At 65.9% G+C, this 14538-nt stretch carries 13 protein-coding genes; 9 read left to right on the top strand and 4 right to left on the bottom strand.

Annotation, left to right across the window (positions count from 1 at the left end):
* The first annotated feature begins 2 nt into the window (after positions 1-2).
* The 6 genes from NU688_RS32340 (at position 3) to NU688_RS32315 (ending at position 7003) form a co-directional block, all read left to right on the top strand.
* Positions 3-1379: a TrpB-like pyridoxal phosphate-dependent enzyme gene (locus NU688_RS32340; RefSeq protein WP_257865020.1), complete on the top strand. Its 1377-nt coding sequence runs from the start codon at positions 3-5 to the stop codon at positions 1377-1379.
* Positions 1376-1663, top strand: coding sequence for an acyl carrier protein (locus tag NU688_RS32335; protein WP_257865019.1), 288 nt, complete (start codon positions 1376-1378; stop codon positions 1661-1663). Before NU688_RS32340 ends, NU688_RS32335 begins: the two co-directional genes overlap by 4 nt.
* Positions 1663-2337, top strand: coding sequence for an alpha/beta hydrolase (locus tag NU688_RS32330; RefSeq protein ID WP_257865018.1), 675 nt, complete (start codon positions 1663-1665; stop codon positions 2335-2337). The genes NU688_RS32335 and NU688_RS32330 overlap by 1 nt, the downstream gene beginning before the upstream one ends.
* 17 nt (positions 2338-2354) lie before the next feature.
* A complete protein-coding gene (locus tag NU688_RS32325) occupies positions 2355-4934 on the top strand; it encodes an amino acid adenylation domain-containing protein (protein ID WP_257865017.1) in 2580 nt (859 codons plus the stop codon).
* A gap of 86 nt (positions 4935-5020) precedes the next feature.
* On the top strand, positions 5021-6046 hold the full coding sequence (locus tag NU688_RS32320; protein ID WP_257865016.1) for a TRAP transporter substrate-binding protein: 1026 nt from the start codon (positions 5021-5023) through the stop codon (positions 6044-6046).
* A gap of 21 nt (positions 6047-6067) precedes the next feature.
* A complete protein-coding gene (locus tag NU688_RS32315) occupies positions 6068-7003 on the top strand; it encodes a DMT family transporter (protein ID WP_257865015.1) in 936 nt (311 codons plus the stop codon).
* Between the two features lie 21 nt (positions 7004-7024).
* On the opposite strand, the gene NU688_RS32310 is transcribed toward NU688_RS32315, so the two are convergent.
* The 4 genes from NU688_RS32310 to NU688_RS32295 all read right to left on the bottom strand — a co-directional run bounded on the left by NU688_RS32310 (position 7025) and on the right by NU688_RS32295 (position 11202).
* On the bottom strand, positions 7025-7597 hold the full coding sequence (locus NU688_RS32310) for an acyl-homoserine-lactone synthase (RefSeq protein ID WP_257865014.1): 573 nt from the start codon (positions 7595-7597) through the stop codon (positions 7025-7027).
* A 113-nt stretch (positions 7598-7710) separates the two neighbouring features.
* Positions 7711-8661, bottom strand: coding sequence for a substrate-binding domain-containing protein (locus NU688_RS32305; RefSeq protein WP_257865013.1), 951 nt, complete (start codon positions 8659-8661; stop codon positions 7711-7713).
* A gap of 49 nt (positions 8662-8710) precedes the next feature.
* Complete coding sequence (locus NU688_RS32300; protein ID WP_257865012.1) at positions 8711-9682, bottom strand: ABC transporter permease; 972 nt, start codon at positions 9680-9682, stop codon at positions 8711-8713.
* Positions 9679-11202, bottom strand: coding sequence for a sugar ABC transporter ATP-binding protein (locus tag NU688_RS32295; RefSeq protein ID WP_257865011.1), 1524 nt, complete (start codon positions 11200-11202; stop codon positions 9679-9681). Before NU688_RS32295 ends, NU688_RS32300 begins: the two co-directional genes overlap by 4 nt.
* Before the next feature lie 227 nt (positions 11203-11429).
* On the opposite strand from NU688_RS32295, the gene NU688_RS32290 reads away from it, so the two are divergent.
* The 3 genes from NU688_RS32290 to NU688_RS32280 all read left to right on the top strand — a co-directional run bounded on the left by NU688_RS32290 (position 11430) and on the right by NU688_RS32280 (position 14321).
* Positions 11430-11864 (top strand): MarR family winged helix-turn-helix transcriptional regulator, encoded by a 435-nt coding sequence (locus NU688_RS32290; protein ID WP_257865010.1) that lies wholly within the window; start codon positions 11430-11432, stop codon positions 11862-11864.
* Between the two features lie 28 nt (positions 11865-11892).
* Positions 11893-13380 carry an FGGY-family carbohydrate kinase gene (locus NU688_RS32285; RefSeq protein WP_257865008.1) on the top strand — a complete coding sequence of 496 codons (1488 nt, stop codon included), beginning with the start codon at positions 11893-11895 and terminating at the stop codon, positions 13378-13380.
* Positions 13381-13607: 227 nt separating this feature from the next.
* A complete protein-coding gene (locus NU688_RS32280) occupies positions 13608-14321 on the top strand; it encodes an autoinducer binding domain-containing protein (protein ID WP_257865007.1) in 714 nt (237 codons plus the stop codon).
* Positions 14322-14538 lie beyond the last annotated feature (217 nt).

The raw sequence follows: 14538 nt of genomic DNA, 5'->3' as shown, positions 1-14538 counted from the left end.
CAATGAGCTTCCGCGTCGATGCGAAGGGTCTTCCGACCCACTGGTACAACATCATCGGCGACCTGCCGTTCGAGTTGCCGCCCGACATCCAACCGCCGCGCAGCGAGGAGGCCACGCAGTCGGGGATGAAGATGCAGATCCCGCTGTCGCTGGTACGGCAGAACACCACGCGACAGCGCGACATCCCGATCCCTGACGAGGTACTCGACCACTACCGTGCCTGGCGCACCACGCCGCTAAAGCGCGCACTGCACCTCGAGGCGCACCTGGGCACCACCGCACGCATCTACTTCAAGTACGAGGGCGGCAACGCGAGCGGCAGCCACAAGCTCAGTACCGCCATCGCACAGGCCCACTACTACAAGGCAGCCGGTGCGACGCGACTCACGACCGGCACTGGCGCCGGCCAGTGGGGCACCGCGCTGGCCATCGGCTGCCGTGCCTTCGGTATGGACTGCCGTGTCTACATGGTGGGGAGTAGCTATCGCGCCAAGCCCTACCGCCGTACGATCATGCAACTCTATGGCGCCAACGTGCTGTCGAGCCCGAGTACCCAGACCCACTTCGGCAGCCGGCTTGCGGCCAGCGGCATGGACTCCGGCAACATCGCCTTCGCTGTGACCGAGGCGCTTGAGGACGCCCACGCCAACGAGGGCTCGCAACTCAGCGTCGGCAGCGGCGAGAACTACTCGATCTTGCATTCCACGGTGATCGGCATCGAGGCGCGCCAGCAACTGCTCGAGCTCGGGCACCCCCCCGACATCGTGGTTGCTTCGCTGGGTGCAGGCAGCAACTTCGGCGGCATCGCTTTTCCGTTCCTCGGAGAGCGCCTGCGCGGCGAGCGGAATGTGCGCTGCGTCAGCGTCGAGCCGCAGGCCTGTCCCAAATTGACGCGCGGCGTCTATCGCTACGACTACACCGACGGTTCCGGCGTGACGCCGCTGCAGAAAATGTACACGCTGGGGCACCAGTTCAAGCCTGCGGGCATGCATGCAGGCGGCTTGCGCTACCACGCCTGTTCGAAGCTCATCAGCGCGCTCTATCACCACAAGCAGATCGACGCGGTGGCCTACGCGCAGCGCGATGTGTTCGAAAGCGCCGTGCTGTTCTCACAGCTGGAAGGCATTCTTCCTGCGCCCGAGTCCGCGCATGCGGTGCATGGCGCAATCCAGGAAGCAATCCGAGCGCGCGAGGAAGGGCGTTCCCCGACCATCCTGTTTTGCCTCAGCGGCCATGGAATGTTCGATCTCGCCGCCTATGCCGAATACCTCGACGGCAGCATGGAGAACGTGGAAGTCAGCGAAGAAGAAATCCAGCGTTCGCGCTCGCTGTTGCCTGACATCGACGAATCCCAAGCCGTGGCCCAGGAGCTTTCATGACCGAGTTCGAAATCCGCACTGCCGCCATCGAAGCGCTCTGTCTGGGCAGAAAAGTCGACTCGCCGCAGCCTGCGGATGTCTCCGACGAGACGCCGCTCGCTGCCGGAGGCCTCGGCATCTCCTCGGTCACATTCCTGCATGCCTTCGTCGCGCTCGAGGAGCGCTTCGGGCTGAGCTTCGACGACAGCGAGGTATTCAACGCCAAGTTCCATACCGTGGGCGATTTCGTGCGCTTCCTTGGCGCCAGCTTCGGCAAGCGCGAAACACTCGCAAGAGAGCACTGATGTCGGCCGACGACTCCCTCCTGCAGGTCGCGCGCGAGTCTTCGCTTGGTCGCCAGACAAACGTGCCGCTGCTCGTGTTGCTGCATGGATTCGCTTCCTATGAACAACATCTGTTCAGGCACGAGGCACTGTTCGATCCGCGCTTTGCGGTTGTCGCTCCGCGCGCGCCGCTGCGAATAGGGCCGGGCGCCCACAGGTGGTTCTACTTCGAACGCACGCCGGACGGGCCGATCGTCAGCGAGGACGAGGAGACGCACAGCCTGAAAACACTGCTGGCCTACCTCGATGCGCTGGCTGTGGAACGCGCGCCCAGCGCGATGTACATCCTCGGGCACAGCCAGGGCGGCACGATGGCGTTGTCGGTGCTGCTGTCGAAGCCGAGACTGATCCAGGGGCTCGTGAACATCAACGGGCGCGCGCTGTCGCGGGTGGTTCCCTCGGAGGACTCACGCAAGGCGTTGGCTGGCATGAAGCTGCTCGAATACCACGGCATAGACAACCCCATCGTGCCTTTGCCGATGGCGCGTGCGACACGCGACCGACTGAAAAAATTCGGGGTCGAGATCGACTATCGCGAGCGCCCCGGCATCGGCCACGGCTTCACCGCAGAAATCCTAAACGAGTCGTCCGAATGGCTATCAGGTCTGCTGGACCGGCAGGAGATCGCGCGCTAGCGCGGGCGGACGGACGCATGCAGCCGCAGACCCTGCACGGCGCCTTCGCGCGACAAGTCGCTGAGACACCCGATGCCGTGGCCGTGCAGGACCCGCACGGCACCATCCGCTATGGCGAACTCGAACGGCGCGCGGACGCGCTTGCGCGCCGCATCGGCGCGCTTGACACATCCGACTCCTGCGCCCCGCGCATTGCGGCGGTCTACCTGAACCGCTCGATCGACTTCATCGTCGCCGTGCTCGCCATCCTCAAGGCCGGCGGCGCCTATCTGCCGCTCGACGTGTCCTATCCGATCGAGAGACTCGCCTACATGCTCGAGGATTCAGGCGCGGAGATCGCCATCACGGATGCCGCACTGTTGCCCGACCTGCCGCGCAGCAAGGCTCGCGCGCTGTTGATCGGTTGCGACGAAAGCGACGGAATCGACGAAGACAGCAATGCTGCGGCCATGCCTGATGCCGGAGAGAATCCGCCGAGCCTCGCCTACGTCATCTATACCTCGGGCTCCACCGGCATGCCCAAAGGAGTGATGTGCACGCATGCCGGCATCATGAATCGGTTGTGCTGGATGCGCGAAACCTTCGACGTCGCAGCCACCGACCGGGTGCTGCAGAAGACGCCCGCGAGCTTCGACGTCTCGATCTGGGAGATGTTTCTGCCGCTGATAAGTGGCGCCTGCGCGGTTCTTGCCAAACCCGACGGGCATCTCGATCCGCCTTATATGGCGAGACTGATCGAGCGCGAATGCATCACCATCAGCCACTTCCTGCCCTCGATGCTCCAGCGCTTCCTGGACACGGGGGGGGTACGCGGTTTTCGCTCGCTGCGCCATGCGTTCTGCGGCGGTGAGACGCTGTTTCCGCGCACCGTCGAGGCCTTCATGCAGCAGAGCGACGCCCCACTGCACAACGTCTACGGACCGACCGAGGCCTCCATCGGCGTGACGTGCTGGCATGCGACGGCGCGCGACGATGGGATCGTGCCGATTGGTTCACCGATTTCGAACGTGCGCATCTACATCCTCGACAAGAATTTCCACCGGGTCGAAGGCGATGCCACCGGGGAAATCTGCATTGGCGGCGTTCAACTGGCGCGCGGCTACCTGAATCGGCCGGAGCTGACGGCCGAAAAGTTTGTCGACGGCCTTGCATCGACCGGCGAGCGCATCTATCGCACCGGCGATCTGGGCCGCTGGCTCGACGACGGCAGCCTCGAGTTCCTCGGCCGCATCGACCATCAGGTCAAGCTCAACGGCTATCGCATTGAGATCGGCGAGATCGAGGCGACGCTGATGCGACATGGCGATGTGCGCCAGGCCGTCGCGACGGTCTGGGAGGCCAACGCTCAAAGCCGGCTGGTGGGTTATGTCGCTAGCGACAAGGCGAGCTCGTCGCTGGTGCCCGAGCTGCTAACCCATCTGCGGCGCCACTTGCCGCACTACATGGTGCCGTCGCGCATCATGGTGATGGATGCCCTGCCGGTAGAGCCGAACGGCAAGGTAAGTCGGCAAGGCCTGCCGAAGCCCTCCAACATCGCGGTGAAGGAGGAAGAGGAAGACGACTATGTCGACCCGGCCAGCGGCGACAACGTCGAAGTCATACTGAAGCGCATCTGGGGCGCGGTGCTCGCTGCGCCGGCCATCGGCCGGCGCAGCGACTTCTTCCTGAGTGGAGGCACTTCGCTAGCCGCCTCCAGCGTGGTGCAGCAAGTCAATCGAGCATTCGGCACGCAACTGCCGGTCCGCACGCTGTTCGAGCATCCGACCATCGAGGCGCTGGCCGCAAGGCTGCGCGCGCCGCAAGTCGATCCGCATTACGAACCGCTCGTGACATTGAAGCAGGGCGAAGGTGTACCGCCGCTGTATTGCGTCCACCCTGTGGGCGGCACCGCGTTTCGCTACAAGGCGCTGGCCGATCGCCTGCCTGTCGACGTTCCGGTCTTCGGCATCCAGGCCTCCGGGCTGGAAGCCGGCGAGACCCTCGCGAGTTCGGTCGAGGCGATGGCATCGCGCTACAAGAGCGCGATTCGCGCCGTCCAGCCACATGGGCCGTACCGGGTGTTGGGCTGGTCCTTTGGTGGGCTGGTCGCCTACGAGCTTGCAGCCCAGCTAGAAAGCGAGGGCGAGGAGATTTCACTACTTGCGTTGCTCGATACACCGGTGCCCTCGCAAGACCATGGCCCGCCCGGCGACGCGGCGGCGGTGAAGGCACTCGCCAATCAGTTGCTCGACCCCGCATCGCCGCATCGCGACGTGCGCGGGGAGATCGCGACGCTCGAAGACCTGGTACGCGTCGCGCAGTTCGAGCGCGCGGTGCCGGCCGAGTTCAATCTCGCGCATGCGCAAAGGCTGGCCCGCCTGGTTCGAAACTGCATCTCGATCGGGCGGCGCTACGTGCCCCAGCCCATTGATGTGCAAATGCTCTACGTGCGCGCGACGGTGCCCATGCCGGGGCTGCAAATGGTGGGAGAATCTTTCGACTGGTCACTCCTGCTGTCGAGCGATCCGATCACCGTCGAGCTGGCCTGCACCCACCTGGGACTGGGCCAGCCTGCCATGGCGTCTACACTGGCGGAGGTTCTCTCGCCGCTGTTGTGACAGTTGAGGCGCTTCCCGCGACTCATCCCGGGGCGTCTATTCTTTCTTTGATCCAAGGTGGCTCGGTGAATAGTTCTCTCCTGATGATGACCTCTATGCTCGTGACCTCGATGGCGGGCGCCCAACCTGCGAACAGCGCTGGCAATTCCGGCGGCGGCAGTGACGGTGTCACTTGGGTCGCGGGCTCCGAATACCCTGCAACCACCATGCCCGGCGTCGGCCTCGACACCTTCGGTAAGCGCTTGGCCGAGCATTCGAAGGGCGCGCTGCAGATCAAGCCCCACTACGACCATCCGCTCGGCGCAATCGCGATGCTGGGGGCCGTGACCGCGGGCGAAGTCCAGGTGGGAGATGTCCACGGTGGGCCACTCGGTGAAGTCGAGCCGGTGTTCAATCTGGTGTCGTTGCCCTTCGTAACTTCGTCGGCCACTGATACCCGCTGCCTGCAGAGCGTGACGCGCCAGACCTATGCGAGCGCCTTCGAGGCCAAGGGCGTGCACCTGCTGTACTCCACACCGTGGCCAGCCACTGGTCTTTGGTCTGCCTGGGCTGTTGATACGATGAGCGATCTGAAGCGGTTGCGCGTGCGCACCTACGACGCGACCTCAGCGGCGCTGATGGGCTCGCTTGGTGTCTACGCAGTCAACGTTCCCTTCGGTGAGGCGATGCCGCGTATCAAGAGCGGCGACATCACGGCCGTGATGTCCTCAGGCGACGGCGGCGCGGGCCGGCGGCTGTGGGAGCACCTGCCGCACTTCACCGATCTGAATTACGCGGCGCCCCTGTCCTTCACAGTCGTCAACAAGACGGCCTACGACAAGCTGCCGCAGGCGCTGAAGTCTGCGGTGGACCGGGCGGCGGCCGACACTGAGACCGCTCTGTGGGACGTCATGCGTGATCGAGCCCAGGCTAACCGCCGCGCGATGGCGTCCAACGGCGTGATCGTCCATGCCGTGGCCGCGCCGGAGATCCGCCGCGAGCTGCAGGAGGCCGGCGGCAGCGTGATCGAAAACTGGAAGACTCAGGCCGGCCCGGCGGGCGCGGCCATGCTCGCGGACTATGAACGTGCCAGGAAAACAGCGGGCGAATCCTCGAGTCTCTGCAAAAACTAGAACCCAGACTGTCGAGGTCCAATGAAAACAGCACTCCACAGCCCCCCCAACCCTGTGGCCCTCATCGCCGCCGCGCCGATGCGCCCGCGCCAAGCGCTCTGGCTGTTGGCGGCTGTCGCGCTCGCCTGGGGCATCAACTGGCCGATCGGGAAAGCCACGCTCGCCTACCTGCCGCCGGTGTGGACCGTTGCGCTGCGCTCCACATTAGGTGCGCTGGCGCTGCTGGTGCTCTGCCTCTTGAGCCGGCGGCTGGTGTTGCCGCGGCGCGCGGACGTCCCGGTGATCCTGAGCGTCGGCGTGCTGCACATGACGGTCTTCTCCGTGCTGTGCAGCATCGGGCTGCAGCACGTGAGCGCTGGGCGTTCGGTGGTGCTGGCCTACACCACGCCGCTGTGGGTGGTGCCAGGCGCCTGGCTGTTGTTGGGCGAGACGCCCACGCGCTGGCGGTTGCTCGGTATCGCCGTCGGTCTTGTGGGGTTGTTGCTGATCTTCAATCCATTGACCTTCGACTGGCACGACCGGCGCGCGGTGATCGGCAACGCAATTGTGTTACTGGCCGCGCTCTGCTGGGCTGCGAGCATCCTCTACGTACGCGCCCACAAGTGGGTGACGCCGCCTTTCGAACTCGTGTTCTGGCAGGCGTTACTCGCCAGCCTCCTGCTGCTGCCGATGGCCTGGGCCCTGGAGGGCGTGCCACGCATCGCATGGAGTTTCGAACTCGGTGCGCTGCTGCTTTACGGCGGCCTGTTCGGCATTGCGTTGGCCTACTGGGCCGTGACCATGGTCAACCGCGCCTTGCCCGCGACCACCACCTCGCTCGGCCTGCTGGGCGTACCTGTGATCGGCATCGTGTGTTCGGCATTGGCACTGGGCGAAACCGTCGGCGCCACGCTGCTCGGTGCGATGGCGCTGATTCTCGGTGGCATCGCACTGGGAATGGTACGCGGCAAGACCTGAGCGCGGCGCACCGTGGCGCGATCAATCGTTCAATGGCTGGCCCTGCACCTCAATCCAGCACGCGAAGATCGACTGTCCGTTGATCACCAGCGGCGGCCCCGCGCGCCGCGCGCGAAAACCGGCGGTGCGCAGCAGCCGCTCCACGCCCAGTGGCGAAACCGAGATCAGCCGCCGCACGCCCTTGCGCGCTGCCAGCGACAGCGCCTTGCGCAGCAGGTCGATCGTGATCACCGACGAGAACTGGCTCAGTGGGCCGGCGGCTCTGGCATCGAAGTCAACCGCCGCAAAGCGCGAGAGCTCCCACACGTCGGGCGTGTTCGGCAGCGGCGAGGCACCCATGAGCTGTGGGAACACATCGCCGAGCAGATAAGGGCGATGCGTCGGCAGCAGCCGTGCGGTGCCCACCAGTTCGCCGTCGTCCCGGCGAGCGACCAGGTAAAGGGTGTCGGCACGATCGAACTGGTCGAGTTCGGCGCCGTCGGGGCAAGCGAGATTCCAGCCCAGCTTCTCGACGAACACGCGGTGGCGGTAGCGCGCAAGCCCGCTCATCAGCCCCGGTGCCAGCGCATCGGCCCTACCTGCAAGAATTTCCACGGCGCCTCTCCCTTGTGACAGACGTCGGCGCATTGCACAGGCTTGGCCTGTGTAGCGTAACTACCAGAATTGGTAGGCAGGGCGGATGCGAGGCGCCGGCCGGGGCCGCAGATTCAAGACAGGTTAGCCGCCGTCAAGAGCTTGGCCGGCACATCGATGCGGGTCGCCGTGGCCGGCTGGCCGTTAAAGCTGCGCGTGATCTGCTCGCCGACGCGCCGCCCCATTTCCACGAAGTCCTGCTTGACGGTCGCGACCAGCGGCGACTTCTTGCGGATCAGGTCGACCGCCTGCGTGGCACCGTCGACGCCGGTCACCACGATCTCGTTGCGTCCGGCCGCCATGATGGCCTGCGTGGCACCGATGGCCGCGTCGTCGAAGGCGGTCCACACGCCGACGATCGAGCCTTTCTGCGGGTTGGCGAGCAACAGGCTTTCCATCGACTTGCGCGCGCTCTCGATCGGGCCGGGTACGTCCACGTGCTTCTCGGTCAGCAGCTTGATCTTCGGGTGCTGCTTGAGCAAGTCGAAGAACTCGTTGGTGCGCAGCAGCACACCCGGATGCGGCCGGTGCGTGAACACCACCACGTTGCCCTGGTCGCCCATGGCCTCGAACAGTCGGTTGGTGATGAGGCGCGACATGGCCGCGTCGTCGCTTACCGCGGTGGCGGTCATGCCGGTCACGTAGGTGGAATCACAGCCGAACACCGCGATCTTCGCGGCCTGCGCCGCCTTCACCTGGGCCTTGATGCGCGCTGCGTCGATGCTCACGACGACGATGGCATCGACCTTCGACGACACCGCGTCCTCAAAGCGCGCCACCATCTGGCCCATGTCGCCGCGCGTGTCGACGACGTTGGTCTTCCAGCCCTGCGTAGCGCCATAGGCCACCACCGACTTGATCATCTCGGTGGTGGTGGGCGACGACTGGTAGGGCGTGATGATCGCCAGTCGCTTGCCTTCTTGCGCGGTGAAGCCTGGAAGCGACCATGCGGCGCCCAGCATGGCGAGCGGCACCGCGCCGAGGCGCAAGGCGAGGTTTCTGCGGTCGAGACTGTGGCGTTTCATGAGACGACTCCTCAAAGGGTGGTGGGAAGGCGGCGAGTCGTGCTGTTCTTCAGCGCTCGCGTCCAATCTGCTGGAAGATGACCGCGCCGATCACGATTGCGCCGGTCAGCATGTCCTGCAGGTACGTCGGGCTGTTGAGGATCGTGAGCCCGTTGGCCAGGACGCCGAGGATTGCGGCGCCCACCAGCGCACCGCCCACGTTGGGCACGCCCTCGCGGCTCGCTGCAACGCCGAGGAACACCGCGGCATAGGCCGGCAGGAACAAAGCATTGCCGCCCGTTGGCTGCGCTGAGCCGAGGCGCGAGGCCAGCAACAGGCCTGCCAGCGCCGAGAGCGCCGCGCATAGGCCGAAGGCCAGCGTCTTGTAGCGTGCCACGTGGATGCCGGCCAGGAAGGCGGCCTGGGTGTTGCCGCCGATGGCCTGCAGCTGGCGGCCGAACACCGTCTGACGCATCGTAAAGGCGGCCCCGGCCGCAGTGGCCAGCATGATCCACGCCGGATACGACAGCGACAACCATTCGCCGCGGCCCAGCACGCCGAAGGCATCGGGGATGTTCTCGAACACCGTGGCGCCGTCGGTGATCCAGAAGATCGCGCCGCCGATCAGCGTGCCCGTGGCCAGCGTCGTGATGAACGACAACACCCGAAAGCGCGTGACCACCAGCCCGTTGAACACGCCGACCCCGAAACCGGCCGCCAGCGTGATCGCCAGCTGCGCGGGCACGCCCACGCCGGCTACCGCCAGCTTGGCGGCCAGCACGCCGCCCAGGCTGGCGGTTGCGCCCACCGACAGGTCGTACTCCGACACCGACATCACGAAGGTGGCGCCAACCGCAACCAGCACCAGGAACGAAATCTGCCGCAGCACGTTCGCCGCGTTGCCGAGGGTGGCGAAGCCGTCGGGACTCAGGACGCCGAACACGATGCAGATCGCCGCGAGCGCAATCAGCGCGCTGTAGGCGCGCAGGCGGCGCTGCAGCGCGCCCCGTGTCGCCGCGGCGGAAGTCGTCGAGGGGGTCATGGCGAAGTGGCTCCGGGCGCCGCGCGGTTCGCGGCAAAGCAGGCGTGGAGGATCGATGCTGTGGAAAAAGGCGCCGTATCGAACGCCTGCGCGATGCGGCCTTCGCGCATCACGAGCACGCGGTCGGCCAGGCCCACCAGTTCGTCGAGGTCGGAGGTCACGACCAGCGCAGTGCCGCCGCGCGCGGCGTGTTCGCGGATCAGCCCGTGGATCGCGCGCCGCGTCAGCACGTCGACCGCCTGCGTGGGCTCGTCGCACAGCAGCACGCCGGGCGCGATGCCAATGGCCCGCGCGAACACTGCCTTCTGCTGGTTGCCGCCCGAGAGTTCGCCGATTGGCTGTTCGAGGTTGGTGGCGCGGATCTGGTGGCGCGCCACGGCGGCATCACCGGCCGCGCGCTCGCGCCGCGTGCTCACGAGGCCGGCGCGCGCAAAGCGGCCGATGTGCGACAAGCTCAAGTTGTGCAACAGCGAGCGCTGCGGCATCAACGCATGGCGCTTGCGGTCTTCAGGGATGAGGCACATGCCAGCACGCAGTGACGCGGACGGCGACATGCGCCGCTGTACTTGGCCATCGACCTCGACCATGCCGCCGGCGAGCGTGCGCGCGCCGTAGATGGCTTCGAGCAGTTCGGTGCGGCCTGCACCTGCAAGCCCATAGAGGCCAACGATCTCGCCCGCGTGAGCCCGCAGCGAAACGCCGCGCACGCGACCATCGCGCGTGGCGAGCGCATCGACCGCCAGGCGGCAGGCGCCGAAGCCACCTGCGTGCCGCGGCTCGGCGCCGTGGCACGCGGCAGCCTGCGGACCCGACATTAGCGCTATCAGCGAATCGTGGGTCTGGCCCGCGCAGTCAAGCGCCGTCACCACGCGGCCGTTGCGCATCACGACCACGCGGTCTGCCATCGCCAGCACCTCGTCGAGCCGGTGCGACACGAACACCACGGCAGTGCCCTTGGCACGCACTCCCTCCACCGCGCGCGCCAGCCACGCGGCTTCGACGGCCGTCAGCGAAGCCGTGGGTTCGTCGAGAATCAGCAGCACTGGCGTCTCGAGCAGGCACCGTGTGAGCGCGAGCAGCGTGCGCTGCGCCGGCGACATGTCGCGCACCATCCGATCAAGCGGCAGTGCAAAGCCAAGGCGATCGAGCACCGCTTGCGCACGGCGGCGCAGCGCGGGGCGCGAGAGGATGCCGGCGCAGTGGCCGAAATCGCTGCGGCCCATGAAGAGGTTCTCGACGCCGTCGAGCGAATCAACCAGTTGCGGCTCCTGGTGCAGCACCGCGATGCCCGCCGCACGCGCGTCAAGCGGGCCGCGCAGGTTCAGGGGCCGGCCGCTCCAGCGCAGGGCACCGCTGTCGGCTGCATAGGCGCCTGTCAGTATCTTGATGAGGGTCGATTTGCCGGCACCGTTCTCGCCGATCAATGCCGTGACGCAACCTGCCGGAATGTCGAGCGTGACCGCGTCGAGTGCCTGCGTCAGCCCGAAGCGCTTGCTGACATCGGCAACGTGCAGCGACATGGTGCGGCCCGATTGATGCGGGGACGCGCTATGCGCCGGCACCCGCACCAATGTCCATCGACAGGCGCGTGTCGACTTCGATGGGAGGGGGAAGGAATGTCATCTTGTCTATATCGTCAGCGATGCTGATAATAAAGATGAAAAGTGTCGGTCGCAACCGCGGCAAACCCGCTGTATGCAGCCAATCGAACGAACCCACGACGCCTGCCGTTTCCTGAAGGACGAGCGTGAATCCTCTCGATATGCCGCCCGTGCTGATGCAATCCACCGGTTTCCTGCTCGGGAGGGCCGCCGCCGTGGCACGCGACGACTTTCGCGCGCGGCTCACGACCCACGGCATCAACGCCAAGCACTACACCGTACTGTGCTATCTGGCCGAGCGTGGCCCGCAGTCGCAAACTGCGATCGGCAGTGCGCTTGCGCTCGACCGCACGACGATGGTGCTGTTGATCGACGAACTCGAGAAGATCGATGCGGTCGAGCGCGGGCACGACGCCAACAACCGCCGTGCCTACCTCGTCGACGTGACACCCGCGGGCAGAAAGTTGCTCACGCGGCTGGTGCGCGCGGCCACCAGTTCCGACCGCGCGATTCAGTCGGCACTCAACGACAAGGAAGCGGCACAGCTGCACGCCTTGCTGCTGCGGCTGGTCGGCGCGTGATGGCAGCGAGAAGCAACGGAAGCGCGTGATGCAAGAGACGGCCCACCGCAAGACGCCGCTGCAGGGCTGCCTCATGGGCATCGACATCGGCACCACGTCGATCAAGGGCGGCCTGTTCAGTGCATCGGGTGAAGCGATCGCACTGGCCAGCGTCGCCTATCCCACCACACGGCCGCACCCTGGTCACGTCGAACAAAATCCGCAGGACTGGCTCGACGGCGTGTGGACCGTGGTCGATCGCCTGTTCGCACATGGTCTTTCGTGGCGCGACGTGGCCGCCGTGGGTGCCTGCAGCCAGGTCAACACCCATGCCTTCGTCGATGCCGATGGCCGGCCGCTGGCGCAGGCCATCGTCTGGCAGGACACGCGCGCCACTGACGCGGCGGCGGCGCTCGACGCGCAGATCGACCCTGCGCAGCGCGAGCGCTGGTGGAAGTCGAACATGACGGTGAGTGCGAGCCACACGCTCGCGCGTATGGAGTGGATGAGTAAGCATCGGCCCGACGTCTGGCAGCGTACCGCCATGGTCGTGTCGCCGAAGGACTTCGTGCTGCGCCATCTCACGGGCCGCTGGACCGCCGATCCGTTGAGCTGCTTCGATTTCGTTGACGGCGCAGGCTGTGCCATCGACTCACTGATCGCTCTGGTGCCCGGCGCGGCCAAGCGCCTGCCGCCGCTGTCGCCCTACCGCGCGGTGGTGGGGTTCGGCACGCATGCGCGGCTGGCGGGTTCATCAGTGCTGTTCGTCACCGGCACCATGGACGCCTTCAGCGGCCTGCTCGGCGCGGGCGCATCGATGCCGGGCGAGGGAGCCTACACCAGCGGCACCAGCGAGATCCTGGCGCAGATCAGCAGCGCACCGAGCGGCGCGCCGGGTATTGTGAGCTTCCTGCCGGTTGACGGCCTGCATGTTCAGGCCGGACCGACGCAAAGCGGTGGCGACACGCTGCGCTGGCTCGCGACGCTGTTGCGGCAGACACCCGAGGCGGTGCTCAAAGCTGCTGAGTCGGCCTCGCGCGAGCCGCACGAGCAGCTGCTGTTCCTGCCGCACTTGCAAGGCGAGCGTGCGCCGCTGTGGGATATGGCTGCGCGCGGCAGCTTTCTGGGCATGAACGCCGGCACCGGCATGCCCGAGTTCGCGCTCGCGGCGCTCGAGGGCGTGGCCTGTTCGGCCCGATTGGTGTTCGATGCACTGCAGATGGCCGCGGGCGCTCGTTGCCCCCAGCTCTTTCTCGGCGGTGGCGGCGCGCGCTCGGACTTCTGGTCGCAGCTTCGCGCCGATGCGCTCGGTGTGCCGCTGCAGCGCGTGGCCTGCCTCGACACCGGCGTGGTGGGGGCCGCGATCATGGGCGGCGTGGGCGCCGGCATTTTCGATTCCCTCGCGCAGGGAGTGCAGCGCCTGGTGCGCGTCGAGCGCGTGTTCGTGCCCGACCCATCGATGGCCGGGCGCTATCGACGAATGATGCGGCGCTACGTGGCGGCCTATGAAGCGCTGAAGCCGGTCTATCGAAGCTAGGGCCTTGTGCCACGAACCTGCGAACGGAGATCCGACTCATAAACAAGAGCACGTCCTCACACACTTGGCAGTACTGAAATTCGCAAGACTCCGAGACCGGCTCTGGCGTGATGGCCCTGCGACGCGCAGGCATAGAGGACGCGAGAACGGGTACTTTCACTACGATGCCGCGACCCGGTGTTGTGAGCGGCAAGACCAACGAACGTCGATAGTCCTGGGAGAAAAGCATGAGGGATTGGGCGCGTGAATGGCTGGATGGATTCGAAGGCGCGCAGCATGAGCAGTCGGTCTTCGACCGACTGTCCGCCGTGTCGCGCGACCTAGGCTTCGACTACTGCGCGTATGGCATGCGGATGTCGTTGCCCCTGTCGCGTCCCAAGACGGTGATGCGCAACGATTATCCTGTGGCATGGCAGGCGCGTTATGCCGAGGCCGACTACCTGCGGCAAGACCCCACAGTGGCGCACGGCCTGCACAGACTCAGCCCGGTAGTCTGGAGCGATGTGCTGTTCGCCGGTGCGCCCGCGCTGTGGGACGAGGCACGATCTTTTGGTCTGCGCGTGGGGTGGGCGCAATCGAGCCTCGACAGCCGCGCCATGCGCGGCATGCTGACGCTCGCGCGTTCGACTGGGGAACTCACGGCCGCGGAGCTCGACGCGAACGAAATCAAGATGCGTTGGCTTGCCAACATCGCGCACCAGGCCTTCTCGCGCGTGCTCACGGCCGATCTTCCGGAGCCACCCTCGCAGACTTTGACGGAACGCGAGATCGAGATCCTCAAGTGGTCGGCCGATGGCAAGACTTCTGACGAGATCTCGACGATCCTGATCATCTCGGTGAATACGGTGAACTTCCACGTCAAGAACGCGCTGACCAAGCTCAGCGTGCCAAACAAGACGGCCGCAGTGGTGCGCGCGGCAATGCTCGGGCTCTTGAGCTAGCCAACGCAGTCTCAGCCGCTGCAACGGTGGCTGCCGAAGGGCGAGCCGCGCACAACGCGCACGCGGAAAAAATCTGAAAAAGCATTCAAACGCATCGCCTACGAAACTTGGTAGTTGTACGAAGCGGCCGTCCCCCATGAAATGCAGTCTGGTGGATGGATTCATCGGTGCCGGAGAGAGTCATCGCTCCGTGCCATATCCGCACCTCAACCCACGG

This window comes from Variovorax sp. ZS18.2.2 (assembly GCF_024701975.1).
Classification (GTDB): domain Bacteria; phylum Pseudomonadota; class Gammaproteobacteria; order Burkholderiales; family Burkholderiaceae_C; genus Variovorax.
The sequence above is the reverse complement of the archived record's forward strand: the minus strand, read 5'-3'. Positions and strand labels throughout refer to the sequence as shown.

Bases quoted from the DNA above. Each gene is read 5' to 3' on its own strand.
- NU688_RS32340 (WP_257865020.1), top strand. From the start codon at position 3: ATGAGCTTCCGCGTCGATGCGAAGGGTCTTCCGACCCACTGGTACAAC.
- NU688_RS32335 (WP_257865019.1), top strand. From the start codon at position 1,376: ATGACCGAGTTCGAAATCCGCACTGCCGCCATCGAAGCGCTCTGTCTG.
- NU688_RS32330 (WP_257865018.1), top strand. From the start codon at position 1,663: ATGTCGGCCGACGACTCCCTCCTGCAGGTCGCGCGCGAGTCTTCGCTT.
- NU688_RS32325 (WP_257865017.1), top strand. From the start codon at position 2,355: ATGCAGCCGCAGACCCTGCACGGCGCCTTCGCGCGACAAGTCGCTGAG.
- NU688_RS32320 (WP_257865016.1), top strand. From the start codon at position 5,021: ATGACCTCTATGCTCGTGACCTCGATGGCGGGCGCCCAACCTGCGAAC.
- NU688_RS32315 (WP_257865015.1), top strand. From the start codon at position 6,068: ATGAAAACAGCACTCCACAGCCCCCCCAACCCTGTGGCCCTCATCGCC.
- NU688_RS32305 (WP_257865013.1), bottom strand. From the start codon at position 8,661: ATGAAACGCCACAGTCTCGACCGCAGAAACCTCGCCTTGCGCCTCGGC.
- NU688_RS32300 (WP_257865012.1), bottom strand. From the start codon at position 9,682: ATGACCCCCTCGACGACTTCCGCCGCGGCGACACGGGGCGCGCTGCAG.
- NU688_RS32295 (WP_257865011.1), bottom strand. From the start codon at position 11,202: ATGTCGCTGCACGTTGCCGATGTCAGCAAGCGCTTCGGGCTGACGCAG.
- NU688_RS32285 (WP_257865008.1), top strand. From the start codon at position 11,893: ATGCAAGAGACGGCCCACCGCAAGACGCCGCTGCAGGGCTGCCTCATG.
- NU688_RS32280 (WP_257865007.1), top strand. From the start codon at position 13,608: ATGAGGGATTGGGCGCGTGAATGGCTGGATGGATTCGAAGGCGCGCAG.